Origin of the sequence: Sphaerisporangium sp. NPDC005288 (genome assembly GCF_040607475.1) — a bacterium.
In the GTDB taxonomy this organism is placed as follows: Bacteria; Actinomycetota; Actinomycetes; order Streptosporangiales; family Streptosporangiaceae; genus Sphaerisporangium; species Sphaerisporangium rhizosphaerae.
On record NZ_JBEXGT010000035.1, the window covers coordinates 41,504 to 64,695 of the forward strand.

At 69.6% G+C, this 23,192-nt stretch carries 18 protein-coding genes; 10 read left to right on the plus strand and 8 right to left on the minus strand.

Annotation, left to right across the window (positions count from 1 at the left end; translation table 11 throughout):
- The first annotated feature begins 116 nt into the window (after positions 1–116).
- A complete protein-coding gene (locus tag ABZU32_RS28645) occupies positions 117–2,519 on the plus strand; it encodes a ricin-type beta-trefoil lectin domain protein (protein ID WP_354926800.1) in 2,403 nt (800 codons plus the stop codon).
- Between the two features lie 50 nt (positions 2,520–2,569).
- On the opposite strand, the gene ABZU32_RS28650 is transcribed toward ABZU32_RS28645, so the two are convergent.
- Positions 2,570–3,352, minus strand: coding sequence for a FadR/GntR family transcriptional regulator (locus tag ABZU32_RS28650; protein ID WP_354926802.1), 783 nt, complete (start codon positions 3,350–3,352; stop codon positions 2,570–2,572).
- 227 nt (positions 3,353–3,579) lie between these two features.
- On the opposite strand from ABZU32_RS28650, the gene trpB reads away from it, so the two are divergent.
- Genes trpB through ABZU32_RS28665 form a run of 3 tightly spaced genes read left to right on the plus strand, consistent with a single transcriptional unit; the run spans position 3,580 to position 6,349 of the window.
- Entirely contained in the window at positions 3,580–4,782 is a 1,203-nt protein-coding gene (gene trpB, locus ABZU32_RS28655; RefSeq protein WP_354926804.1) for a tryptophan synthase subunit beta, read from the plus strand.
- Complete coding sequence (gene trpA / locus ABZU32_RS28660; protein ID WP_354926806.1) at positions 4,779–5,597, plus strand: tryptophan synthase subunit alpha; 819 nt, start codon at positions 4,779–4,781, stop codon at positions 5,595–5,597. The genes trpB and trpA overlap by 4 nt, the downstream gene beginning before the upstream one ends.
- A complete protein-coding gene (locus ABZU32_RS28665) occupies positions 5,594–6,349 on the plus strand; it encodes a GntR family transcriptional regulator (RefSeq protein WP_354926808.1) in 756 nt (251 codons plus the stop codon). The genes trpA and ABZU32_RS28665 overlap by 4 nt, the downstream gene beginning before the upstream one ends.
- Positions 6,350–6,425: 76 nt before the next feature.
- On the opposite strand, the gene ABZU32_RS28670 is transcribed toward ABZU32_RS28665, so the two are convergent.
- The gene (locus ABZU32_RS28670; RefSeq protein ID WP_354926810.1) at positions 6,426–9,260 is read right to left on the minus strand and encodes a glycoside hydrolase N-terminal domain-containing protein; all 2,835 of its coding nucleotides are present in this window, start codon (positions 9,258–9,260) and stop codon (positions 6,426–6,428) included.
- A gap of 851 nt (positions 9,261–10,111) precedes the next feature.
- Positions 10,112–11,536, minus strand: a complete 1,425-nt coding sequence (locus ABZU32_RS28675; protein ID WP_354926812.1) for an RICIN domain-containing protein — start codon at positions 11,534–11,536, stop codon at positions 10,112–10,114.
- Positions 11,537–12,401: 865 nt separating this feature from the next.
- Between ABZU32_RS28675 and ABZU32_RS28680 the strand changes: the two genes are divergently transcribed.
- Positions 12,402–12,842 carry a MerR family transcriptional regulator gene (locus ABZU32_RS28680; RefSeq protein WP_354926814.1) on the plus strand — a complete coding sequence of 147 codons (441 nt, stop codon included), beginning with the start codon at positions 12,402–12,404 and terminating at the stop codon, positions 12,840–12,842.
- A 72-nt stretch (positions 12,843–12,914) separates the two neighbouring features.
- On the opposite strand, the gene ABZU32_RS28685 is transcribed toward ABZU32_RS28680, so the two are convergent.
- The 4 genes from ABZU32_RS28685 to ABZU32_RS28700 all read right to left on the minus strand — a co-directional run bounded on the left by ABZU32_RS28685 (position 12,915) and on the right by ABZU32_RS28700 (position 15,126).
- Complete coding sequence (locus tag ABZU32_RS28685; protein WP_354926816.1) at positions 12,915–13,688, minus strand: methyltransferase domain-containing protein; 774 nt, start codon at positions 13,686–13,688, stop codon at positions 12,915–12,917.
- Between the two features lie 175 nt (positions 13,689–13,863).
- Positions 13,864–14,106 carry a hypothetical protein gene (locus ABZU32_RS28690; RefSeq protein WP_354926818.1) on the minus strand — a complete coding sequence of 81 codons (243 nt, stop codon included), beginning with the start codon at positions 14,104–14,106 and terminating at the stop codon, positions 13,864–13,866.
- Positions 14,107–14,117: 11 nt separating this feature from the next.
- A complete protein-coding gene (locus ABZU32_RS28695; protein WP_354926820.1) occupies positions 14,118–14,780 on the minus strand; it encodes an N-acetyltransferase family protein in 663 nt (220 codons plus the stop codon).
- A 10-nt stretch (positions 14,781–14,790) separates the two neighbouring features.
- Positions 14,791–15,126: a metalloregulator ArsR/SmtB family transcription factor gene (locus ABZU32_RS28700; RefSeq protein ID WP_354926822.1), complete on the minus strand. Its 336-nt coding sequence runs from the start codon at positions 15,124–15,126 to the stop codon at positions 14,791–14,793.
- Positions 15,127–15,346: 220 nt separating this feature from the next.
- Here ABZU32_RS28700 and ABZU32_RS28705 point away from each other — a divergent pair, with 220 nt between their 5' ends.
- A complete protein-coding gene (locus ABZU32_RS28705) occupies positions 15,347–16,747 on the plus strand; it encodes an FAD-dependent oxidoreductase (RefSeq protein ID WP_354926824.1) in 1,401 nt (466 codons plus the stop codon).
- Between the two features lie 21 nt (positions 16,748–16,768).
- Complete coding sequence (locus ABZU32_RS28710; RefSeq protein WP_354926826.1) at positions 16,769–18,013, plus strand: MFS transporter; 1,245 nt, start codon at positions 16,769–16,771, stop codon at positions 18,011–18,013.
- Positions 18,014–18,022: 9 nt separating this feature from the next.
- Here the strand turns inward: ABZU32_RS28710 and ABZU32_RS28715 are convergent, their stop codons facing one another.
- A complete protein-coding gene (locus ABZU32_RS28715) occupies positions 18,023–18,436 on the minus strand; it encodes an arsenate reductase ArsC (RefSeq protein WP_354926828.1) in 414 nt (137 codons plus the stop codon).
- A gap of 201 nt (positions 18,437–18,637) precedes the next feature.
- On the opposite strand from ABZU32_RS28715, the gene arsB reads away from it, so the two are divergent.
- The 3 genes from arsB to ABZU32_RS28730 all read left to right on the plus strand — a co-directional run bounded on the left by arsB (position 18,638) and on the right by ABZU32_RS28730 (position 23,151).
- The gene (arsB, locus tag ABZU32_RS28720; protein ID WP_354926830.1) at positions 18,638–19,720 is read left to right on the plus strand and encodes an ACR3 family arsenite efflux transporter; all 1,083 of its coding nucleotides are present in this window, start codon (positions 18,638–18,640) and stop codon (positions 19,718–19,720) included.
- Between the two features lie 320 nt (positions 19,721–20,040).
- Positions 20,041–22,401 carry a molybdopterin-dependent oxidoreductase gene (locus tag ABZU32_RS28725; protein WP_354926832.1) on the plus strand — a complete coding sequence of 787 codons (2,361 nt, stop codon included), beginning with the start codon at positions 20,041–20,043 and terminating at the stop codon, positions 22,399–22,401.
- A 60-nt stretch (positions 22,402–22,461) separates the two neighbouring features.
- A complete protein-coding gene (locus ABZU32_RS28730; RefSeq protein WP_354926834.1) occupies positions 22,462–23,151 on the plus strand; it encodes a helix-turn-helix domain-containing protein in 690 nt (229 codons plus the stop codon).
- The last annotated feature ends 41 nt before the right edge of the window (positions 23,152–23,192 follow it).

The window sequence follows — 23,192 nt, forward strand, 5'->3', positions numbered from 1 at the left end:
AGGCCGGCGGCACATCTCCCGACGGCCGGTCCCTCAAGGCCTCGGCCGCCCCTGGTCACGCAGGCCCGGCCGGCGTCTCATCACATCGATTTCGCCCCTCACCGAAAGGACCCCCCATGAGCCGGCGAAGAGAAGGCACGGTGCGCGTCGCCGCTAGAGCCGTGGTCGCGCTGCTGACCATCGCGATGATGTCCCTGATAGGCGCCTCGGCCGCCCATGCCGCCGTCGGGATCACGATCAACGGCGGCTCCGGCGGCCGCACCTTCGACGGCGTCGGCGCCATCAGCGGCGGCGGCGGCAACAGCCGCCTGCTCATCGACTACCCCGAGCCCCAGCGCAGCCAGATCCTGGACTACCTGTTCAAGCCCGGGTACGGCGCGGCGATGCAGATCCTGAAGGTCGAGATCGGCGGGGACACCAACTCCACCGACGGCGCGGAGCCGAGCCACCGGCACACCTCCGGCGACCTGAACTGCAACCGCGGCTACGAGTGGTGGCTGATGGAGCAGGCCAAGGCCCGCAACCCCAACATCAAGCTGGTCGGCCTCTCGTGGGGCGCCCCCGGCTGGCTCGGCAACGGCAACTTCTGGTCCCAGGACACCATCAACTACCTGGTCGACTGGCTCGGCTGCGCCAAGAACAGCCACGGGCTGACCATCGACTACCTCGGCGGCTGGAACGAGAAGGGCCGCAACCTGAACTGGTACGTCAACCTGAACAGCGCGCTGGACTCCAACGGCTTCGGCAACGTCAAGATCATCGCCTCGGACGACTGGGGCTTCGACGTGGCCAACGACGCGGCGAACAACACCGCCTTCCGCAACGCCGTCGACGTGTTCGGCGGCCACTACGTGTGCGGCTACCGCGGCGCCCAGCAGAACTGCCCCAGTTCCACCACCGCCATCAACTCCGGCAAGGTGCTGTGGGCCAGCGAGAACGGCTCCGATGACTACAACGACGGCGCCAAGGCGCTGGCGCGGGGCATCAACCGGGACTACATCGACGGGAAGATGACCGCCTACATCAACTGGCCGGTCATCGCCGCGATCCCGCCGAACCTGCCCTTCTCCACGATGGGCGTGGCGGTGGCTCCCCAGCCGTGGTCGGGGTACTACGCGATCGGCAAGAACGCCTGGGTGATGGCGCAGACCACGCAGTTCACCACGCCGGGGTGGAAGTACCTCGACTCCTCCACCGGCTACATCGGCGGCAACCGCAACAACGGCAGCTACGTCTCGCTGAAGTCGACCAACAACTCCGACTACAGCACGATCATCGAGACCATGGACGCCACCGCCGCCCAGACGCTGAACTTCAACGTCACCGGAGGCCTGTCCACCGGCCAGGTGCACGTGTGGGCGACCAACCTCAACTCCGGCAACGCCTCCGACCACTTCGTCCACACCACCGACCTCACGCCCTCGGGCGGCGCGTTCTCGCTGACCGTGCAGCCCGGTTACGTGTACACGATCACCACCACGACCGGCCAGGGCAAGGGCACCGCCACCAGCCCCGCCCGCGGCTCGCTGGCCCTACCGTACTCCGACACCTTCGACTCCTACGCCACCGGCCGCGAGGCGAAGTACCTGCAGGACATGCAGGGCTCCTTCGAGATCACCGGCTGCGGCGGCGGGCGCACCGGGCAGTGCGTGCGCCAGATGGCCCCCCGCCAGCCGATCCTGTGGACCGGCGGTTCCCACCCCTACGCCCTGCTGGGCGACCTCGGCTGGGCCAACTACACCGTCTCCACCGACGTGCTGCTCGAGCAGAGCGGCTACGCCGAGGTGATCGGCAGGGCCGGCGGCCAGCACTCCTTCGGCCCCGAGGGGTTGAACGCCTACTACCTGCGCGTCAGCGACACCGGCACCTGGCAGATCCTGCGCAACAACATCGACAACCAGATGACCACGCTGCGCAGCGGGACCGTCGCCTCCCTCGGCACCGGCCGCTGGCACACCCTGACGCTCGGCTTCTCGGGCGGCACCATCACCGCCGGCATCGACGGCGCCCAGGTGGGCTCGGTCACCGACGGCACCTGGGGCGCGGGCCAGGTCGGCATCGGCACCAGCACCACCGAGACCGCCCAGTTCGACAACCTCACGATCACCCCCGGCCAGGGCGGCGGCACCGGAAACGGCAACCTGCTGCGCGGACAGGCCTCCGGCCGTTGCATCGACGTGCCGAACCAGTCGCAGACCAACGGCACCCAGGTGGCGCTGTGGGACTGCAACGGCGGCGCCAACCAGCAGTGGCCCCTCACCTCCGCCAAGCAGCTCCAGGTGTACGGCACCAAGTGCCTGAGCGCCGAGAACGGCGGGACCTCGGCCGGAACCCGGGCGGTCATCGGCGACTGCAACGGGCAGTCCAGCCAGCAGTGGAACCTCAACGCCGACGGCAGCGTGACCAACGTCCAGTCCGGGCTGTGCCTGGACGCCAACAGCGCCGGCACCGCCAACGGCACCACGGTGATCCTGTGGACCTGCAACGGCGGGACCAACCAGAAGTGGACCCGCACCTGACCTGACACGGACGGCCCGTCGTGGCGACCATCGGCCACGACGGGCCGGAGTCACTGCGGAGCCGGACCGCTGGTGCGGGCGGCCGGGTGGTGACCGTCGGCCGAGGAGAACAGGAGCTGCTGGATCTCCCTGCGGTAGTCCTCCAGCGTGTTGTCGATGTGGGCCGCCGCGGCGCGGGCCGCCGCTTCGGGATCGCCGGCGCGGATGGCCCGGTAGATGGCGCCGTGTTCCTCGACGGCCTTGGCCGCGTGCCCGCCCACGGAGCCGCGCAGCCCGATGATGGCGGACTGGGCCTGGAGCCGGCGGGCCTCCCCCACCGCGATCTGCAGGAACACATTGTGCGAGGAGGTGGCGATGGCGGCGTGGAAGGCATCGTCGCCTTCGTTGAACACATCCACGCGTCCGGTCTCGAACCCGTGGCGGCACACCTCGGCCGCCTCCTCGATGGCCCGCAGCTCCGCCGGGGTGGCGCGGTGGGCGGCCAGCCGGCTGGTCTCCATCTCCTGCGCCCGCCGGAACTCGAACAGCATGTAGACGTGGTCGAGGTCGGTGGGGAGGAACAGCGATGCCAGCCGCCCGGCGCCGAGCATTCCCTCGTCGTCGGCCACGTACAGGCCGCGGCCCTTCTGGGCGCGTACCCGGCCGAGCGCGGAGAGGATCTTCACCGCCTCGCGGACGACGGTGCGGCTGGTGCCCAGCCGCTGCGCCAGGTCGTTCTCGGTCGGCATGCGGTCGCCCGGGCGCAGGCCCAGCCGGGCGATGAGCTCCAGCACCTGCTCGGCCGCCACCTCGTAGCCCGGCCGGTATCCGCCCTCGCGCGGGGTGTCGGTCACGGCGCTCCTCCCTAGCGATCTCAGCCAATTATGACCGAGTGCCATGCCGCGTCAGGCGGTCCGGACCTCGCCCTTTGATCGCGTACCACCAGGGGTTCCACATCGGGGGCCCATCCGCCCGCCATGCGCCTTAGGACCGGACATCGGCGGTGGCGCCTCCACGCCTCCCATGCCACACTGACTGTTATAGAACTCACTCAAGAGTTATAGAACGATCGGAGCATGGCATGCGAGAGATGTCTCCATGGCGGGAACCGGTCCCGCCGGACGGGACGATGGGCGAGCCCCGGGCGGGAGGACGGTTCGGCGGGTACGGCGGACGGTACGCGCCGGAGTCCCTGGTCGAGGCGTGCCGCGAGGTGGAAGAGGCGTTCCGGGAGGCATGGGCCGATCCGGGCTTCCGCGGCGCCCTGGCGCGGCTGCTCGCCGTGCACGCCGGGCGGCCCACCCCGCTCACACCGGCCCGCCGGTTGTCGCAGGCGCTGGGCGTGCGGCTGTACCTCAAGCGCGAGGATCTCACCCACACCGGGTCCCACAAGATCAACAACGTGCTCGGCCAGGCCCTGCTGGCCACCCGCATGGGACGGCGCAGGCTGATCGCCGAGACGGGAGCGGGCCAGCACGGGGTGGCCACCGCGACCGCCGCCGCGCTGCTCGGGCTTGAGGCCACGGTGTTCATGGGCGAGCGCGACATCGAGCGGCAGGCGCTGAACGTGTTCCGGATGCGCATGCTGGGCGCCGAGGTGGTCCCGGTGACCACGGGCAGCCGCACCCTCAAGGACGCGACCAGCGAGGCCATGCGGCACTGGGTGGGCGCGACCGGCGACGCGCACTACTGCATCGGCTCGGTCGTCGGGCCGGATCCGTACCCGTGGATGGTCAGGGAGTTCCAGCGGATCATCGGCGACGAGGCCCGGCAACAGTGCGCCGCCGAGCTGCGGACCGGCGTCCCGGACCACGTGGTCGCGTGCGTGGGCGGCGGCTCTAACGCGGCCGGCACGTTCGCCGGATTCGCCGACACCCCGGCGCGCCTGGTCGGCGTCGAGGCGGAGGGCGGCGCCGGGGCGGCCCGCGGCCGGCTCGGCGTCCTGCACGGCTGCCGCTCGCTGTTCCTGCAGGACGAGGACGGGCAGATCACCGAACCGCACTCCATCGCCGCCGGGCTCGACTATCCGGGAGTCGGACCGGAGCACGCCCACCTGCGCGACCTGGGCCGGGCTCGCTACGTCACGGTGACCGACGAGGAGGCGGTCGGCGCGGCGGTACGGCTGGCGCGCACCGAAGGCATCGTCCCGGCGCTCGAATCGGCGCACGCCCTCGCCTGGGTGATCCGCGCGGCGGGCGGCGACCTGCCGGCGGGATCGACGGTGCTGATGACGTTGTCCGGCCGGGGCGACAAGGACCTCACGACCCTGAAGGAGCTGCTGTGACCGACCCCACCACCCTGGCCGCGGGCGCGGTCGAGCGCCACCTGCGCGCCCGCCGGGACACCGGCCGCGGCCTGCTCATGCCGTACGTCACCGGAGGGATCACGGCCGGCTGGACGGACTATCTGCGGGCGTTCGCCGCCGCCGGCGCGGACGCGATCGAGGTCGGCCTGCCCTTCTCCGACCCCACGCTGGACGGCGTCACCATCCAGCAGGCCAATGACGCGGCACTGCGCCGGGGGGCGAGCGCGCGCCGGATCCTCGCCGACCTCGCCGAGGCGGGTGATCCGGGCGTGCCGCTGGTCGCCAGCACCTACTACAACCTGGTGCTGCACGACGGCCCCGAGGCGTTCTGCGCGGCGCTGCGCCGGGCCGGCGTCGGCGGCCTGATCGTGCCCGACCTGCCGGTGCACGAGGCGGACGAGCTCACCGGCGCGGCCGCCGCCAACGGGATCGAGCCGGTGCTGCTGGCGTCGCCGGCGACGCCGCGGCCGCGGCTGGCCGAGATCGCGCGCCGCAGCCGCGGATTCGTCTACGCGGTGTCGGTGATGGGCACCACCGGTGAGCGGGCCGCCCTCGCCGCCTCGGCGGCGGAGCTCACCGAGCGGATCAGGGACCTCACCGACCGGCCGGTCTTGCTAGGATTCGGCATCTCCACCCCGGACCAGGCACGCGAAGCCCGCCGGCACGCCGACGGCGTGGTGGTCGGCGCCGCGGTCATGCGGCGGGTGCTCGACGGCGCCGGGCCGGACGACCTGCGGGCCTTCCTCGCGACCCTGCGGCGAGCCCTCGACCAGGAGAGTGACCGACCACGATGACCCCCGACGCCGGGCACGAGGCGAGATACCGCGCCATCGCCGCCGACCTCGCCGCGAAGATCCGGTCGGGACATTACGCCCCCGGTGAGGCCCTGCCGCCGCAACGGGAGCTGAGCGCCTCCTACGGGGTGACACTGATGACGCTGCGCCAGGCGTTGCGGGAGCTCAGCGACGAGAGGCTGATCGTGCAGCAGCCCGGCAGAGGCACGTTCGTCGCCCCGCCGCACACGGCCTACCAGCTCGACTCGCTCCGCAGCCTGGTCGACGACCTGCGCAACCAGGGCCATGACGTGCGCACCGCGGTGGCCGGGCGGGCGGTGCGCCGGGCTCCGGCCCGCATCGCCGCGGAGCTGCGGCTGCGTCCCGGCGACACCGCCCTGCGACTGGAGCGGGTCCGCGAGTTCGCGGGCCGTCCCGCCGTGCACCAGGTGTCCTGGGTCCGGCGGCCGGTGGCCGACCGCATCCGCGACCGCGACTTCACCGCCGTCTCCCTCTACACCGCCCTCGCCGACGCGGGAGTGACGGTCGCCCGGGCGTCGGAGGTGGTGCGGCCGGGTCTGCTCGACGCCGCCGCCGCCCGCCATCTCGACGAGCCGCAGGGCAGCCCGGTGCTCGTCAGCCACCGGATCACCTACGCGCTCGACGCCACGCCCGTGGTGTCGGACCATGCCACCATCCTGGGCAGCATGATGGAGATCCGCGCCGAACGCGCCGCCACCGGCCTGTCGCTCACCTGGGGCGCCACCAGTTGAGGCGCTGCGCCGCGACCGGTGGCCGGTCGCGGCGCAGCGCGTGGTGCCGCTCAGAGGTGCGGCGGGCCCGCGACCGTCACAGGTTCGTGATGGTCCACAGGTTGTTGCCGTTGCCGTTCGGCGTCCACATGCCGACGTCGGAGCCGGCGCCGGTATAGCCCATGCCGTCCAGGGCCGTGCCGGTGGCGCGGTTGATGATCTGGTAGCGGCCGCTGCCGGTGTCGTTGAGCCGCCACTGCTGGTTGTTGTTGCCGTTCGACGATGCCTGCTTGGCGATGGCGCCGTTGGAGCCGTTGCCCTGGCTGTCGATGACCAGGCCGTTGGTGCGGTTGACGATGCGGTACCAGCCGCTGCCCAGGTCGACGAGCTGGAACTGCTGGTTGTTGCCGCCGTTCCAGTTCCACTGCTTCAGGTTCGACCCGGAGGCGACGTTGCCGGCGCCGTCCAGCACCAGCCCGGTGGCGGCGTTGGAGACCCGCACGTAGGTGGACGGCGGCGGCGTCGTCGTGCCGGTGCCCGTCAGCTTGTACGTTTGGCCGGCCTGGCCGGTGAACCGGACGACGTCGGTCTCGGGCTTGGTCACGGTGACGGCGCCGCCGGTCGCCACGTCGACCACCTGGGAGGTGCCGGTGAAGATCCGGTTGCGCACGTTGACCGTGCCGTCGCGGTCGAACTTGACGAGGATCTCGGTGGCCGCGCCGGAGGCCCACGTCGCGTCCACGGTGTAGCCGCCGCGCCCTCGCAGACCCTGCACCTTCCCGGCCGGCCAGGCGGACGGCAGTGCCGGCAGCACGTTCAGCTCGCCGGTGTGGCTCTGCAGCAGCATCTCGGCGATGCCGGAGGTGGCGCCGAAGTTGCCGTCGATCTGGAACGGCGGGTGCAGGTCGAACATGTTCGGCGCGAGCCGGGCCGTCGTGACCAGGAGACGGATGAGCGTCTGCGCCCGGTTGCCCTCCTCCATGCGCGCCCAGTAGTTGATCTTCCAGGCGAGCGACCAGCCGGTGCCGTCGTCGCCGCGCAACTCCAGCGTCCGCCGCGCCGCGGTGTACAGCGAGGGCGTGCCCCGCTTGGTGATCTGGTTGCTGGGGTGCAGGCCGTACAGGTGGGAGATGTGCCGGTGGTTCTGCTCGGTCTCCACCCAGTCGTACAGCCACTCCTGGATGTTGCCGCGCGAGCCGACCTTCATCGGCGCGAGCCGGTCACGCGCCGCCAGGACCCGCGTACGGAAGTCGGCGTCGGTGCCGAGCACCTGGCTGGCCTGGGCGCAGCCGTTGAACAGATCGCGAAGGATCTGGTTGTCCATCGTCGGGCCCGCGCACACGCTGACGCCCGAGTGGTGCGGCAGTTCCGGGGAGTTGGAGGGGTTGGTGACCAGGTATCCGAGGCTCGGTTCGCTCACCAGGGTGTCGAGGAAGAACTGGGCGGCGCCCTTCATCGCGGGGTAGTTCTCCCGCAGGAAGCCGAGGTCGCCGGTGAACTGGTAGTGGTCCCAGATCATGGTGGACAGCCACGCGCCACCGGTCTGCCACATGCCCCACAACGCGCCGTCGACGACCGACGAGGCGCGCCACGCGTCGGTGTTGTGGTGGGTCACCCAGCCGCCGGCGTTGTACTGCACCCGGGCGGTGCGGGCGCCGGTGACCGCGAGTTCGCTGATCATCTTGAACACCGGTTCGTAGCACTCCGACAGGTTGGTGGTGTCGGTCGGCCAGTAGTTCATCGGCAGGTTGGCGTTGATGGTGTACTTGGAGTCCCACTGCGGGGTCAGCGAGTCGTTCCAGATGCCCTGCAGGTTGGCCGGCTGCGAGCCGGGGCGCGAGGAGCTGATCAGCAGGTAGCGGCCGTACTGGAACAGCAGCACCGAGAACTGCGGGTCGTTGGTGCTGTTGTGCTGCGCGATGCGCACGTCGGTCGGCTGGTCGGCCGCGGAGGTGCGGCCCAGATCGAGCGTCGTGCGCCCGAACAGCCGCTGGTAGTCGGCCACGTGCCGCGAGCGCAGGTCGTCGTAGGTCCTGGCCACGGCCGCGCTCAGGTAGTTGCGGGCGATGCCCTGGTAGTCGCCGCCGACGTTCTGGTAGTTGACGTAACTGGAGCCGATGGAGATCAGCAACGTCACGCTGTTGGCGCCGCGCACCTGCAGCGTGCCGCCCGAGCTGGTGACGGTGCCGCCGTCGGCGACCGCCCTGGCCAGCGCCAGGAACCGCACCGAGCCGCTCTTGCCCTCGAAGTCGCCCGAGATGCCGTCGAGGCCCACCGTCGTGCCGTCGGGACTGCTGCGTGTCGTCCGCTGCGGGCTGTCGAACGTCGCGGAGAAGGTGATCGAGCCGGCCCGGTCCGCGGTCAGGCGGATGGCGATGACCTGGTCGGGCGCGCTGGCGAACGTCTCACGCCGGTAGTTGATGCCGTTCTGCGAGTACGTCGTCGCCGTGGTGGCCGTGGTCAGGTCCAGCAGCCGGTTGTACCCCGAGACTCCGCTGGAGCCGCCGCTGAAGGTGAGCCGCAGGTTGCCGACGGTCTGGTAGGCCAGCTGGCCCGCCGGGCTGCCCAGCATGTTCTGGTCGATCAGGGTCTGGGCCTGGCTCCACTGGTTCTGGAAGACCAGCTGCCGGATCTGCCCCAGCGCCCCCGCGCCGCGCGTGTTGCTCTGGTCGTACGGCCCGCCGGCCCACACGGTGTCCTCGTTCAGCTGCAACCGTTCGACGTCGACGTTGCCGAACACCATGGCGCCCAGGCGCCCGTTGCCGATCGGCAGCGCGCGCAACCAGTCGGTCCCGGCGCTCTCGTCGTACCACAGCGCCAGATCGTTCGCGGCGGCCACCTGCGCGGGCGCCACTGACGCGGCTCGCGCGGCCGCCGTCCACTGGAACGGCAACATCGCGGCGCCGGCGCCGGCCGCGCCGAATCGCAGCACTTGCCGACGCGACAAATCAGACATATTGCTTCTCCATCCCGAAGGGGTTGCGGACGGTGCTCCAGCCCCGGCGAACACCGCGGGGCGCAGCCGGCGACTGTAGAGGAGCGGCCGGCGTCGGGAGCCACGGACGTCGGGGCATTGGACGGATGGTTCCTTCCTGACATGAACGTCCAGTCAGGCATGACGCGCGCCGCCGCGCTGCCGAAATAGGGCGTTGCTCGCAGAGGTGCCGCCCCTGCTTCGCACAAGGATCTCGTTGCCAGACACCCGACGTTAAGCGGGCATTTCCAGGTGTCAAGCGGGGCCGACGCCATACTGTGCGGGGACAGGTCGGACCTCTACCTCAGCGCGGTGCGGCGTCGCCCCCGGACCAGGAGTTTCGACGCCGGCGCCGGCCGGAGGAGGGCTTCTTCGGACGCGGGAAGAGGCCGGGCGTGACGCGCCCGCTCTGAAAGTTTCCCGGTGACATGGGATGACGACGGCCCCCTCTCCCCCGCACCTCGCGCGACCGCGCATCCCCCGGGCACCCCCGAATCACCGGGTGACCGCCGCCCCGGCGAAGGTACGAGCCCAGGAAAGCCGACCGCGCAGACATCCCATGTCGAGGACGCCACTCCTCCCCCGTCTCCACCTACGCACCGGCGGCCTGCGCCGCAGTGGCGAGATTCGCACGTCCGGTTCAGGACGGCTGCCCGGGGCAACGGCCTGGTGGCAACACCGACACCGCACCCCGGGCCGCCCGCGCAGCGCCACGATCCGGATCCCCCGGCACGGAGCGCACAGCAGGAGATCGGCACCGGGGGCGTGCGGGCTGTACCGCGGAATCCGCGCTTACGTCGAGACGACCGTCAGACGGCCGTGCGCGACCACTGCTGGTTGGTGCCGGTGTTGCACGTGTACTGCTTCAGGACCACGCCGTCCGCGGTCGAGGCGGAAGGCACGTCCACGCATTTGCCGCTGTGGCGTGCGCGGAGCTGGAAGTAGCCGCCGTTGGTGACCATCTGGAACTGCTGGTTGTTGCCGGTGCCGCAGGTGTACTGGATGAGTTCGGCGCCGTCGGCGGTCGAGGCGCCGGTCACGTCGAGGCACTTTCCGCTGTGGCGGCTGATGATGCGCCAGTAGCCGCTGCCGGCGTCCTGGAACTTCCACTGCTGCCAGGCGTTGCCGCCGTAGGTGTACTGGTCGACGCGCGCGCTGTTGCTCGTGCTCGCTTGCTGGACGTCCATGGCCTTGCCGCTGTGGCGCACGTTGAGCCTGTAGAACGTCTCCGGCTCTGGCGTGGGGGTGGGGGTGGGGGTGGGGGTGGGGTCGCCGACGTTGTCGCCCCAGGCGTACCGGACCCGGTTGGCGCCGTAGCCGTTGCGGGTGGACAGGTTGAGGGTGGTGCCGCTGCCGCCGAGAGCGAACATCGAGTAGTGGTCGTAGCCGAGGCCTGCGGTCACCTTGCCGCCGAGGGCCGGCCAGTAGGTGCCGCCCATCTGGTTGTCCCGCATCACCTGGGTCACGGCGCGGAGGTAACGCACGAAGTTGTCGGTGCTGTTCGCGTCGCCGTAGTTGAGGCCATCGGACATCGGCGCGCCGAACTCGGTCACGATCGCGCGGGAGGCGCAGTTGCCCAGAAGCGACTGCATGTGGCTTCGGAAGCCGTCGTAGGTCATCGCGCTGTAGAAGAAGGTGTAGTAGTGGAAGGACAGCAACGTCGAGTTGAAGCGGCTGTCGTTGCAGATGTCCCGCAGGTCCTGGCTGAAGCCGGTGCCGCCGATGAGCACCCGGCCGGGCGCCGCCGAGGAGTGAGTGCTGAGCCAGTTCGCCGCGACGTTGCGCCACTCCGACGACGAATAGCCGTGCGGCTCGTTCATCGGCTCGAAGTAGACGTTGCCGTTCGAACCGTACGTGCCGACCACGCTGGACCACATCGCGTTCCATGCGGCGAGGTTCGTGATCCTGCCGCCGGAGGCGGCGCCGTCCTCCCAGTAGGCCAGGATGACCTTGAATCCACGGTCGGCGGCGGCGTCGATGGCGCCGCGGTAGGCGTTCCACCAGGTCGTGTTGGCCACAGTGTGCGTGTTGATGGGCAGCCGGACGGTGTTGACCCCCATCAGGTATTCCATGCTGTCGTAGATCGAGTTGGCCTTGGCCCGTACCGTCGCGTTGCTGTCGGACTGGCTCAGGCCCTGCACAACGAGCGGGCCGGTGCTGAAGTTGTCACCCAGCACGGCCCAGTTCATGCCCCGGAACTGGCTGGTGGCGGCATGGGCCGATGGCGCGGACACGAGGGCTGCCGCTGCGGTGAGCGCGGTCACCACAAGCCCGATCAGCAAGCGGTGTAACGGCCGGGTGCTCCGCGATGGTCCTGATGAGTGACCATCAGAGGCCATGATCATTGCCATGAAACTCCCATCACTGGATCTGAATTACTGGGCACAAACGTGCACTTGTGCACATCGTGGTGCTGACGTACGTCCGAGCCACGAGATGTCGGGCATGCCCAGCACCGGCCTGCCGCTCGGGTTCCAACCATTGTTGATCATGGTCCACCGATGGACGGCGGTGCCGCCCGCGGCCTGGAAGAGCTGACGGTGGCTGCAAGACGATGACAGGAGACCTCCAGCGTCGTGAGCTGCGGCCGCCCGGAGACAACGGGCGACGTCGCGGCCGCCTCGCCGCAGCCGGCAGCCATGAAGCGGCAACGGGAACAACGGGCGGGAGGGCGGGCATGGCTATGGATGAACGGCGGGTGGGCCGGTCGGAAACATCGGAAAGGACCGGCTCTCCTTGTCTCCACACCTCTCCCATTGTTAGCGTTAACAAATAAATGTCGATCACCCACGGGGGCCTCACGCTAGAGATGAGGCGGAAGTGCGTCAACAGAAAGGGAGACGACCCGCTCGAACCGCTGGTCCGCGACGGATGCCGCTGTAAGTTTCAGGCGGACTTCCTGACCGCTCCAACGCCCGGTCGTCCCAACGCGACTCCACCGCGCCCCCCGGCCGCACGCCCCGCTTCTCCCATCGCGCTCGGTTGGTTCTGCCGGGAACCTTGATCAGCCGCAACACGCCTTGCCACGACGGCCTGTGCCGTCATGCCTCCTCCCTCGACAGATGGCTGATTGAGCCCTGCATGCAGTGAAATGAGTACATGGAGCTGATCCCTATTGGTGAGGCCGCCCGACGGCTGGGCGTGAGCACCTCAGCCTTGCGCTACTACGATGAGCGCGGTCTGGTGCCTCCGGCCGAACGCAGCCACGGCCATCGAAGATACGGTCCGGACGAACTACGCCGGCTGGCCTTCATCCAGATCATGCAGCGGCTGGGCCTCAACCTCGACACTGCCGCCGCCGTGCTCGACGAGCCCGGAGAACAGTGGCGGCAGACCGTACGCGAGCAGATCGAGAAGCTCGAAGAGCTCATCAGGCGGGCTCAGGACGCGCAGCTTTTCCTCCAGCATGCACTGATGTGCCCCACCGAACACCCGACCCGAGAGTGCACTTACATGACCGAGGCACTGGACAGGATGGTGGGCGGCACGTCCTTCGAGCAGCTCATAGCCGAACACGCAGAGCACCTATCAGCTCCGTGACGCCGGAACGCTTGCCGATCCGGCGGCGATGGCGTTCCAGCGAACGGCTACAAGCTGATCATTCCGTCGTCGTCACGGGCGAGACGCAGCGGCCACGAACAGAGGCAGAGCGCAGAACAGCCGGCCTTCCTGTCCTCGTATGGTCTGCTCGGTGGTCCACCTTTCGGTCTCGTCCTCGCTGATCGCGCCCGCCGAGCGCGCCACCTGTGCGATGCCGGACAGCATGGGGAGCATCAACGAGTCGGTGAAGATCGCGGTGTGCACCTCCACCGAAAGGTCCTCGAAGCCGGCGTCGAGGAGCAGGTTGCGGTAGCGGCGTGCCGCTCGCGGGCTCGGTACGACGTCGGCCCTGGCGTGGACGATGGTGCGCGTGAGGGCAGAGTCGTCAGAGTCGATCACGAAGGTGTCCCAATCCTGGCCCATGAGAACAACGCGGCCTCCAGGAGCCAGCACCCGCGTGGCCTCGGCGAGAGCCCGCGCCGGGTCGTCGAGCGCGTGATACACCTTGTCGGCCCGGTAGCCCACGACCTCGCCGTCCTCGAGCGGCAAGGCATAGGCGCCGCCGAGGCGGACATCCAGGTCAGGGCGGCGGCGCTTCGCCACCGTCACCATCTGTTCGCTCACGTCGACTCCGATCGCCCGAGCGCCGCCGTCGCTCATCTCGGCGACCGCGCGCCCGGTACCGCAACCGACGTCCACTACGGCGGCACCCGGCGCCGGCCTGAGAAGCTCGTACGAGCGGGCTCGCAGCCGCGCGACACCCGGAAGAGAATCGGCCGCATCAAGCATCTTGATCAGGGACTCGACGGAATCGTTTATGGTGCTCGTCGCACCGTCTTCGGACATGGGGCGAGCATGCGCCTTCAAGTCGACTTGAAGTCAAGCGCCGGACAGCAGGCATGACAGGTCCCCTGGCGAGGAAGGCCGGCCTTGGTACCGGCCACAGTGAAGCCCATGTAGTCCTGGATATCGCCTACCGACCTGGCGAGGTCACGGGACTCCGGCTCCCGATATCGGCCACTCAACCAGTCGGCATGTCTGTCGATGGCTTGGCGGTGCGCTTCCACTGCAACAGGTAGTACATCCGGTCACCCTGGATCCGGAACTTCGCCACCGCGATGCCATCCCGGTCGTTGACCTTCTTGCCCGGCTCCCGCACCTCGTTACGACCCAGTAGCACCGCACCGAAGTAGTAGCTCTTCGGCTTCACCATCACATGCCCGGCGTCGCTGGGGCTGAGTTCTCGTCGCATCACGACGACCATCGACCGCTCGCCTATGGCGGATCGTCCCGCATTCTGCGTTCCAGGAACAGCACGTCACGCCAGACGCCATGATGCCGGCCGATGCGCTCGCGCGTGCCGACGACGCGAAACCCGCAGGCTTGGTGCAGCAGCAGGCTGGGACCGTTCTCGGGGAAGATGCCGGTCTGGATGGTCCATACCCCGGCGGTCTCGCTCGCGTCGATGAAGGCGTTGAGCAGGTCACGGCCGATACCACGCCCACGGCAGGACGGATCGACATAAATGCTGTGCTCGACCACTCCGGCGTAGACGGACCTGTTCGACACACGCGAGGCCGCGATCCAGCCCACGACATGGTCGGTGTCCGGGTCGACGGCGACATAGCGAAGCCGGCGGCGCTTGCCCTGGTCGAAGTGGTTCCAGGTGGGGGCGGTGGTCTCGAAGCTGGCGTTCCCCGTGTCGAGCCCGGCCTGGTAGATGGCCAGGACCCGGGCGGCGTCCGCCTCGCGCATGGGGCGAATGGTGATACCCGGCGAGGAGGCCGAGCTCGTCCGTACAGCTCCCTCGGACGGTCTGGTCGCCTCCTCGTAGCCCACCCCGCCGAAGGTGTCCGCTGCGCAGTCAGAGACCGACTCGCCGGAGAGCGCGGCGCTCGTCAGATCCGAGCAGTCGTGCACGGCCTCATCGTGTGCCATCGCGTGGTCCTTACTCGCAGGTGGGGGTCACCGGGGCGGGACGGCCCATCACCACGTCCGCGGCGGTGGGAAAGCAACGTACGCAGGTCTCGTTGATGCGGTACAGACTCGCGGTGCCGCGTCGCTCCACCAACACGAACCGCACTTCGGCCAGAATCTTCAGATGGTGGGACACCGTCGACTGGCCTATGTGCACGGCTTGGACGATCTCCCCCACCGTCAGCGGCTCCCGGTGCCGGGCCAACAGCGACACGATCTGGATGCGAGTGGCGTCGGCCAGGGCCTTGAACCAGCCCGCGTACTCCTCTGCCGAGTCCCGTTCGAGAGGGACGACATCTCTGTTCATCTTTCATCGACGATAGTAGATGAAGTACCCCTAGAGAAGCCCTTGCCGTCCATCGCCACAAGGAGTGCGGTCGCGATCCGAGGAGTAGGATGTTTTGAAGTTCATCTAATTTGACAGCGCTCTAACCACTGCGGCACACTTGAGTTGCTTAGACAGACTTCGAAACAGTCCCGGCACGACCGGCTGGGATCGGCATACACGATCATACGGAGAGGCGATCATGAGTGACGGATGCTGCGGCCCGGTGACCCTGGATATCGAGCCCTTCCCCTCCAAGGCCGATTCGCATGCCCTGCCCATCGTGGTGATAGGCGCGGGACCGGTCGGGCTGGCCGCCGCCGCTCATCTCGCCGAGCGCGACCTGGACTTCCTGGTGCTGGAGGCCGGAGGTCAGGTCGGCGCCTCGGTGGCCCAGTGGGGGCATGTGCGCGTGTTCAGTCCCTGGCGGTACAACATCGACGCCGCCGCCCGCCGTCTTCTCGAAACGAGCGGCTGGACGGCCCCGGACCCCGACTGGCTCCCGACCGGCGCCGAGCTGATCGAGAACTACCTCACCCCGCTCGCCGCCCATCCCGCGATCGCGCCCAAACTCCGGCTCGGCACGAAGGTCACGGCGATCAGCCGCCTCGGGTACGACCGGGTGCGCACCAAGGGACGCGAGCAGGCGCCGTTCCTCATCCGTCTGGACGGTGGAGAGGAGGTGCAGGCGAAGGCGGTCATCGATGCCTCCGGCACCTATGCCACCCCGAACGCCCTGGGAGCGAGCGGTCTGCCCGCTCACGGTGAGCCCGAGGCGGTCACGCTCGTCGACCACGCGCTGCCCGACGTGCTGGGCGCCGACCGCGGCGCCTACGAGGGCCGTCGCGTCCTGGTCGTCGGCGCCGGTCACTCCGCCGCAACCACGCTGCTCGCCCTGGCCGAGCTCAAGGACACGCCGATCACGTGGGCCATCCGGGCAGGCAGCGCCGCGCGCACCTACGGCGGAGGCGACGCCGACGCGCTGCCGGCGCGCGGCGCGCTGGGCACGCGCCTGCACGCCCTGGTCGAGTCGGGACGCATCGATCTGGTCACCGGCTTCTACACCCACCGCATCACGGTCACCGATGACGGGCTGGAGGTGATCAGCCGTGACCCCTCCCGGGCGGAGCGGTCCATCACCGCCGACCGCATGGTGTCGGCCACCGGCTACCGTCCCGATCACTCCATCGCCGGCGAGCTGCGGCTGGACCTGGACCCGATCCTCGGCTCCACCCGCGCGTTGGCGCCGCTCATCGACCCCAATCAGCACTCCTGTGGCACCGTGCCGGCTCATGGCGTGGACGAGCTGGCCCACCCCGAGACCGGTTACTACACGGTGGGCGTCAAGAGCTACGGCCGCGCCCCCACCTTCCTGATGGCCACCGGCTACGAGCAGGTCCGCTCCGTGGTGGCGGCGCTCGCCGGAGACTGGGAGGCGGCCCGCGACGTCCAGCTCGACCTTCCCGAGACGGGCGTGTGCTCCTCCAACCTCGCCGAGGCGCAGGAAGCGCGCGTGGGCCTGGCGACGGGCGTCAGCGGAGGGCTCCTCGCCAACCCGCTGTCACTGGTGAGCGTCGACTCCGGTGGCGGCTGCTGCGGCTGACCGGGGCGCCAGGATTCCGGAGTGAGTTCTGTTCCACCGATCGCCGCCTCGGAGAACCGGAGCGGCGATCGGCCTCGGGTCCGCCACGGCCGGCGGATCGTCGCCGCCCTGGCCGTGACCCAGACCATCGGCTACGGCGTCCTCTACTACGCCTTCTCGGTGTTCCTCACACCCATGCGACGCGACCTGCACGCCGGCGCCCCGCAGGTCGCCACGGCGCTCACCCTGGCGGTCCTGACGAGCGCCCTGTGCGCGCCGCTGGTCGGACGGTGGGTCGACGCACGAGGCGCCCGTGTCCTGATGACCGCAGGGTCGGTGCTCGGCACGCTGGCCCTGCTGGCCTGGTCGCGCGTGGAGAACCTGCCGCAGCTCTACGGCGTGTTCGTGGCCGTGGGGCTCGCCTCGGCCATGGTCCTGTACGAGCCGGCGTTCGCCGTCGTGATCGGCTGGTTCGACGCGCGCCGGCGGGCCGGGGCGCTGCTGGCCGTCACGATCGTCGCCGGGTTCGCCTCCTCGATCTTCCTGCCGCTGTCGGGCCTGCTGGTCGACCGATACGGCTGGCGCCACGCCGCGGTCGTCCTGGCCCTGCTGTACGGAGCCGCCGCGGTTCCGCTGCACGCCCTGGTCCTGCGCCGCCGCGGCCGCTCGCGCTCCGAAGCCGCGGCGTCCGATGCGGAGTCCGAGCGGGCCGCCGTGGCACGCGCCGCAGTACGCGAGCGGTCCTTCTGGCTGCTGGTCACCGCCTTCACCGCGCACGCCGCCGCGGTCGCCACGGTCGCCGTGCTGCTGATCAGTTATCTCATCCGCCTCGGTCATCCCCCCGTCTTCGCCGCCGGGATCGCCGGGCTGCTCGGGGTGCTCTCGGTGACCGGACGGCTGGTCACCACCCGCCTGCAGCGTCGCGTGGGCATCGCCGTCGTGGCCGCCGTCATCCTCGCCGTCCAAGGCGTGGCGGCGCTCCTGCTGCCGGTGGTCGGGCGCGGCGCGGTGGGAGCGGTCGGCTGCGTGCTGGCGTTCGGGATGGGCTTCGGCGTCGCGGCCGTCACCCAGCCGCACCTGCTCGCGGAACGGTACGGCACCACCGCCTACGCCACGCTGGCAGGGCGCATCGCGTTCTTCTCGATGACCGCGAGAGCCGGCGCGCCGCTGGGCGCCGCCGCCCTGGCGCAGATCGTCGGGTACGGGGCCGTGATGGGCGTGGTCGCCGCCGCCTGCGCGGCGGGGGCGACCGCGCTCGTCGCCTACCACCGCGCGTCACGCGGATAGCGTCGAAGCTCAGACCGCGCCGGAGCCGAGCTCGGCGATCAGCTGTCCTATCCGCGCCCGGATCTCATCCCGGATGCGGCGGACGGTGTGGAGGTCCTTGCCGGCGGGGTCGTCCAACTGCCAGTCCTCATAGCGCTTACCCGGAAAGATCGGGCAGGCGTCACCGCAGCCCATGGTGATGACGACATCGGAGCTCTGGACGGCCTCGGGGGTGAGGACCTTGGGCTGCTCGCCGGCGATGTCGATGCCGACCTCGGCCATGACCTCGACGGCCAGCGGATTGATGGACTCAGCCGGCATGGACCCGGCGGACCGTACCTCGATCCGGTCCCCCGCGAGGTGGTTCAGCCATCCGGCGGCCATCTGGGAGCGCCCGGCGTTGTGGACGCAGACGAGCAGAACGCGGGGCTTGGCGGCGAACAATGAGCGACCTTCCTTGGCCCCAGACAGGACCGAATTCAGTCATAGAAGATTGACTCAATGATTATTGAGCTTCTATCGTACCGTCAACGGCGGCGGAGCCTCCACCGGCACCGCCCGGAAGGAACCCAGCGCGCCGTGTCCCCTGGGGCACCGTCGAAGACGTCACCGGACACCGCTGACGCGGAGCAGAAAGAGGCCCACATGACCGCCGAGCCCGCCGCCATCGAGGCCGGCCTGGTAAGAAGGCTGTCCACCCTGGATCGCTTCCTGCCGGCGTGGATCATCGCCGCCATGGCCGCCGGGCTCGGGCTGGGAAGGGTGGTCCCCGGGCTTGGCGACGCGCTGAGCAGGGTCGAGATCGGCGGGGTGTCGCTGCCGATCGGCCTCGGCCTACTGGTCATGATGTACCCGGTGCTGGCGAAGGTCCGCTATGACCGGCTGGACACCGTCACCGGCGACCGGCGCCTCATGGTCACCTCGCTGGTGCTCAACTGGCTCGCCGGTCCGCTGGTGATGTTCGCACTGGCCTGGGTCTTCCTGCCCGACCTGCCGGAGTACCGCACCGGGTTGATCATCGTGGGTCTCGCTCGCTGCATCGCCATGGTCATCATCTGGAACGACCTGGCCTGTGGCGATCGCGAGGCCGCCGCCGTCCTCGTCGCGCTGAACTCGGTCTTCCAGGTGCTCGCCTTCGGCCTGCTCGGCTGGTTCTACCTCGGCATCCTGCCCGGATGGCTCGGCCTTCCCACCGACGACCTGCGGTTCTCGGTCGTGAAGATCGTCGTCAATGTGCTGATCTTCCTTGGGATCCCCCTCCTGGCCGGCTACCTCACCCGCCGGACCGGGGAGAAGGTCAAGGGCCGCCACTGGTACGAGACCGCCTTCCTGCCCAGGATCGGCCCTGCCGCCCTGTACGGCCTGCTGTTCACCATCGTCATTCTGTTCGCCCTCCAGGGGAACACGATCACCGCCCGGCCGGGTGACGTGGCCCGCATCGCGCTGCCACTGCTGGCGTACTTCGCCGTGATGTGGGGCGGCTCGTTCGCGGTGGGCCGGGCGATCGGGCTGCCCTACGACCGCACCGCCACGCTGGCCTTCACCGCGGCGGGCAACAACTTCGAGCTGGCGATCGCGGTCGCCATCGCCACCTTCGGCGTCACCTCGGGCCAGGCCCTTTCAGGTGTCGTCGGCCCGCTGATCGAGGTTCCCGTCCTGGTCGCCCTGGTCTATGTCTCTCTCGCCATGCGCAGGAGGTTTCCGGCAACGGCGACCCGGCCGGGATGAGGGCCCCTCGACGGTCCGCGCCTGAGCAAGGCACGAAGTTGCCCGGCAGGATGCTGCCTGGGTGGATCACTTTCATGATCCGGCGCTGAACATCAGAGTGTTCCCCGTGAGCGGCCCATCGCGATGGGAGAGACGTCATGGTGGAGCAGGAGGGCGCTGTGCCCGGAGAAGGCGACGGTGTCACGCGCCGAGGTGTCCTGCGCGGCGCGATACTCGCGAGCGCCGGCACGGCCGCGGGCGGGGTGTCGGGCATTGTCCCTTTCACGGGTCAAGCGGCATACGCGGCGGCGCCGGTGACCGCAGGTTCGGGTGGGACCTCCATGCCGGACTTCAGTGAGGGTTCGGCCGCGCTGACGCCGGACAAGGTGGTGCACAGCGCGTGCCAGTTCTGCAACAGCAACTGCAGGCTCGAAGTATCACTCAAGCTCGGCCGGGTCCTGGAGGTCCGAGGCGAGCACAAGGACCCCGTGCAGGACGGCAACCTGTGCGTCAAGGCCCCCATGATGACCGAGCTCGTCTACAACCCTCTGCGGCTCACCACGCCGCTGCGGCGCGTCTCGGGACGCAAGGGTGACCCCGACAGCCGCTTCGAGCCCATCTCGTGGGACGACGCGCTGGACGTCATCGCCCGGCGCTGGCTGGCGCTCCGCGATGCCGGAGAAGCCCGCGCCATCGCCAACCGGACCACCGGCCGACTGCCCCGCGGCACCGGATCGCTGGTCGGCCGCGTCTTCTCCCTGCTGGGCAGCCCCAACGACACCGATGTCGGCCCGGTCTGCAACGACGCCGGCGGCAACGCCCTGGCCACCACCTTCGGCCTGGGCAACTTCACCAACGGCTACGGCGTCGACGGAGCCACCGGCAAGGAGGACCTGGGGGCGGCGAAGTTCTTCCTCTTCCTCGGGACGAATCAAGGAGAGACCCACCCGGTCACCTTCGCCCACCTCCTCCGCGGCAGAAAGCGCACCGGCGCCAAGCTCGTCGTCGTCGACCCTCGGCACACGCCCACGAGCGTGCACGCGGACCAGTGGATAGCGCCGAAGCCGCACACCGATTTCGCGCTCGTCCTGGGCATGCTGCACCACATCGTGACCAAGGACCTCTACGACAAGGCGTTCGTGGCACGCTGGGTGCTGGGCTTCGAGGATCTGCGCAAGCATCTGGAGGCCGAGGCGTACACTCCGGACTGGGCCGCGGGCGTCACCGGGGTGCCGGCCGCGACGATCCGGCGGCTGGCCGTGGACTACGCCACCGCGCGCCCGGCCGCCATCTTCTGCAATGCCGGCATCTCCCATCAGCTCGGCGCCTTCGACACCTACCGGACGCTCACGATGCTGGCCGCGATCACCGGCAACATCGGCGTTCCAGGCGGCGGCTGCAACTTCATGCACAACACCTGGCCCGGCGGCCTCGACCTCCCGGCACTGAAGGTCACTCCCCCCGAGCGCGGACCGGCTCTGCCCGTCGGCCCGGACGCCTTCGCCGAGTCGATCCTCAACGGCAAGCCCTACCGCCTCAAGGCCGTGATGACCGAGGGCAACCCGCTGATCAGCTCGGCGAACACCGGCAAGGTACGGGAGGCGTTCGCGAAGCTCGACTTCTACGTCTATACCGGCCTGTTCATGGAGGAGGCGGCGTACTACGCCGACATCATCCTGCCCGTCTGCAGCGGCCTGGAATTCGAGGGTGTGTACATGCGCCGCGACGACCGGGCCATCCGATGGCAGGACGCCGCCGTGGAACGCGTCGGCGACTCGTGGTCCGACACGGAGATCTGGATCGGCCTCGCGCACGCCCTGGGCCGCAACGACCGCCGGCGTCCCAGCTCGTACTGGACCGACGCCTTCCCGCTGGAGTGGAAGAGCTATCCGAAGCTCTGGGACACCTTCGTGGCCAACACCCCGGGCATGGGCGGCATGACCCGCGAGCGCCTCCGGGCGCGCACCGAACCGCTGCGCTGGCCGTGCCCCACGACGGACCATCCCGGTGTCAGCACGCTCTACTTGGACCACCCGAGCTGGTACAAGGCCGCCGAGGCGCTCGACCCCGCCAACCGCGGCAAGAGGTTCCTGACCCCCAGCGGGAAGATCGAGATCACCACCCCGGACCTCGAGCGCAGGCTCGCGCCGAGCGGCCATCACGCGCTGCCGACCTTCTACACCCATCCCGAGGTCACCGGCGCGCACCCGACCATCGCCTACGAGGACCGGTACATCTCCAACCCCATCAACCCGCAGGCGCTGACCCAGCCGGTGCGGCTCGGCGTGCCGGGCTCCAGCGCCGTCCACCGGAGGTTCCCGCTGATGGGAATGACCGGTCGGCCGAGCGTCGTGCACTTCGCCTCGGTGACCCACTGGACCCCGACCGGCGAGCGGCTCAACGGCGTCCGCCTGGTGCAGATCCACCCGAGCACCGCCCAGAAGCTGGGGATCGCGCAAGGCGACACCGTCGTGGTCGAGAGCCCGCGCGGCGCGGTGACCGGCACCGCGCTGCTCGACGCCGGCATTCGTACCGACACCATCTACCTGCCCAACACCTTCGGCCCCGCCCAGCGGGTCGGCGACCTGTACGACGATCCGCGGTACGAACCGGCGAACATGCTGGTCGACGACGGGTTGTACGACAACCTCTCCGGCCAGCAGGCGTACAAGTGCTTCGCGTGCAGCGTCCGGAAGAAGTGACCGGCGGGCCGTCCTGACGACCGTTGACAGCGCTCCATTCACTCAACCAGAATTGAGTGAATGGAGCGCGACGGACCACTTTCCATCACGGCGAGGGCTCGTGTCCACGCCGCTCTCGGTGATCCGATCCGCCTGTCGATCATGGACATGCTCGCGCTCGGTGACGCCTCACCCCGGGAGATCGGCGACGCACTCGGGCTGCCCAGCAATCTGCTGGCCCACCATCTCAAGACGCTCCAGGACGTCGGCCTGGTGGAGCGGACGCGGTCGGAGGCCGACCGTCGCCGCACCTACCTCCGGATGGTCCCAGGCACGCTCTCCGGTCTGACGCCCGTCACCGTGCGGCAGGCGCCGCGGGTGGTCTTCGTCTGCGCCCACAATTCCGCCCGTTCACAGCTGGCCGCGGCGCTGTGGGCCGACGGCAGCGACGTTCCGGTGGCCTCCGCCGGCACCCGACCGGCGGCGCGAGTGCATCCTTGCGCCGTGGCGACGGCGCGCGATCATGGCCTGACGCTGGAAGGCGCCCGGCCAAGGCGCGTCGACGAGGTCGTCCGCCCGGACGACCTCGTCGTGGCGGTGTGCGACCAGGCCCACGAAGGACTCGCCGGCACCGACCACCTGCACTGGTCGGTACCGGATCCGGTGAGCCGCGAGACCGGAGAGGCTTTCGAGCGGGCCTTCCACGAGCTCGCCGACCGGGTGTCCCGGCTGTCCGCGGCCGTTCGGCCACCCGGCGAGGCGACGGGCTGACCGTCACATCGAAGCGGATACCTCACATGGCCGTGAGCCAC

Coding starts and splice junctions, on each gene's coding strand:
- ABZU32_RS28645 (WP_354926800.1), top strand. CDS start 117: ATGAGCCGGCGAAGAGAAGGCACGGTGCGCGTCGCCGCTAGAGCCGTG.
- trpB (WP_354926804.1), top strand. CDS start 3,580: ATGCGAGAGATGTCTCCATGGCGGGAACCGGTCCCGCCGGACGGGACG.
- ABZU32_RS28665 (WP_354926808.1), top strand. CDS start 5,594: ATGACCCCCGACGCCGGGCACGAGGCGAGATACCGCGCCATCGCCGCC.
- ABZU32_RS28680 (WP_354926814.1), top strand. CDS start 12,402: ATGGAGCTGATCCCTATTGGTGAGGCCGCCCGACGGCTGGGCGTGAGC.
- ABZU32_RS28685 (WP_354926816.1), bottom strand. CDS start 13,688: ATGTCCGAAGACGGTGCGACGAGCACCATAAACGATTCCGTCGAGTCC.
- ABZU32_RS28690 (WP_354926818.1), bottom strand. CDS start 14,106: ATGGTCGTCGTGATGCGACGAGAACTCAGCCCCAGCGACGCCGGGCAT.
- ABZU32_RS28695 (WP_354926820.1), bottom strand. CDS start 14,780: ATGGCACACGATGAGGCCGTGCACGACTGCTCGGATCTGACGAGCGCC.
- ABZU32_RS28700 (WP_354926822.1), bottom strand. CDS start 15,126: ATGAACAGAGATGTCGTCCCTCTCGAACGGGACTCGGCAGAGGAGTAC.
- ABZU32_RS28705 (WP_354926824.1), top strand. CDS start 15,347: ATGAGTGACGGATGCTGCGGCCCGGTGACCCTGGATATCGAGCCCTTC.
- arsB (WP_354926830.1), top strand. CDS start 18,638: ATGACCGCCGAGCCCGCCGCCATCGAGGCCGGCCTGGTAAGAAGGCTG.
- ABZU32_RS28725 (WP_354926832.1), top strand. CDS start 20,041: ATGCCGGACTTCAGTGAGGGTTCGGCCGCGCTGACGCCGGACAAGGTG.
- ABZU32_RS28730 (WP_354926834.1), top strand. CDS start 22,462: ATGGAGCGCGACGGACCACTTTCCATCACGGCGAGGGCTCGTGTCCAC.